Genomic DNA, 1,523 nt, shown 5'->3' with positions numbered 1-1,523 from the left:
AATATTTTTATTTAAAATTAATTATTTATATTTTTTTATAATTTTATAAAATTATAAATTATATTTATGGAATTATACATGAAAAAATAGTGAATTTTAAGATATTATATAAATATAACACGATTACTTGAGTTATTATAATCAATTTTATCACTAAAAATTTTAATTTTATGAAAAGACAATTTTACAGCATAATGATTGCAGTGTTCTTTCTTGTAGGAACTAGCTCATGCTATACTTATCAATTTAGTGTTGGAAATGGCGCGCAAATTGGGGCAACTGTTACCCAAAAAAATCATTACCTCATTTATGGCTTAGCACCGATTGGTACTTCAGACCCCAAGCAAATGGCTAATGGTGCTACAGATTATGATGTGCATATTCAACATACTTTTGTGGATGGCTTGCTCAATATGATTACACTGGGTATCTATACACCTACTACTACCAAGGTAACGAGATAAAAATCAAGTAAAAAGGGGAAGTGAAAGCTTCCCTTTTATAATATCATGCGAATATTTATTCTGATCATCTCCCTACTATTATTATCAATAGGCTTATTTAATTTCTTTAAATATATAGGTGATTTTTCCGAATTGAGTACTTATGGTAAAGGATATTTGACAGGAAGTCTTATATTTATTCTGCTAGGAGGAACAATAACATTTCTGATAATTAAAAAAGGTATCCAAAATCTCCAAAAAAATTCAGAATAATTGGGCTGCTCAAAATATGCAATTCAGTGAGCCGATACAGCGGATTTTCAATCCGCAAATGGTTGTCCACTAATTAGGGCTTGCTGAAAAAGTCTCAGGCATGCCAGCTTCAAAGCGGGCGAATGAAGATGTATGCTTATACTTCGAATGAGCCCAATTAGAACCTGTCAAGTCGACAGTCAGGGATGGTATGCCTGAGGCTAGCCTGAAAATTTCAAAATTTGAAATTTTCAAGTGCACGCAAATCAAACTAGATCATTGAATAAGTTTGCACCTGCTTAAAAAGACTACTCTTAATAAATGGGGTATTCATCAAAATTTAAAGAAATTATTCTCCAATTGGCGTTTTTCAGCACGCCCTAATTACACGGATTTCCACGAATTCCGAGCTATACATATTTTCTAGACCTTCTTTAATGAGATTTCTTTTATGTAAAAGAAAAAGGCTGAAAGCCTTACATGTAATAGCCCGGGGTTAGGAACGACACCCCGGGTAAAAAGTGCCCATCACGTTCCCAGAGGCGGCGCTGCAATCGCCTGAAAAAACGCAAGCGAAATCGCCGCCGATATGAAACAGACACTTTTGATTGAACGCAGATACTTCGACTTCGCTCAGTACAAGTACTTCGACTTCGCTCAGTACAAGTAACGCGCCCACCTACCGGAGGGCAGGGATTGGGCTGATTATCGCGGATAAAATCTTCGCTTTTGGGTAAAACCGCCATGAGCGCCAAGGTTTCGCTAAGAAATAAAAGGTCGCAAAGGCAGCCAAGAATGGCTGCATGACCCACATTGCGCCTCTTTTCC

At 36.3% G+C, this 1,523-nt stretch carries 1 protein-coding gene; it reads left to right on the top strand.

From position 1 onward, the window contains the following. Window positions 1-194 precede the first annotated feature (194 nt). Window positions 195-464 (top strand): Bor family protein, encoded by a 270-nt coding sequence (locus B879_RS20700; RefSeq protein WP_238542189.1) that lies wholly within the window; start codon window positions 195-197, stop codon window positions 462-464. Window positions 465-1,523 lie beyond the last annotated feature (1,059 nt).

It is taken from the genome of Cecembia lonarensis LW9 (assembly GCF_000298295.1).
Classification (GTDB): domain Bacteria; phylum Bacteroidota; class Bacteroidia; order Cytophagales; family Cyclobacteriaceae; genus Cecembia; species Cecembia lonarensis.
This window is presented reverse-complemented; position numbering and strand designations above follow the sequence as displayed.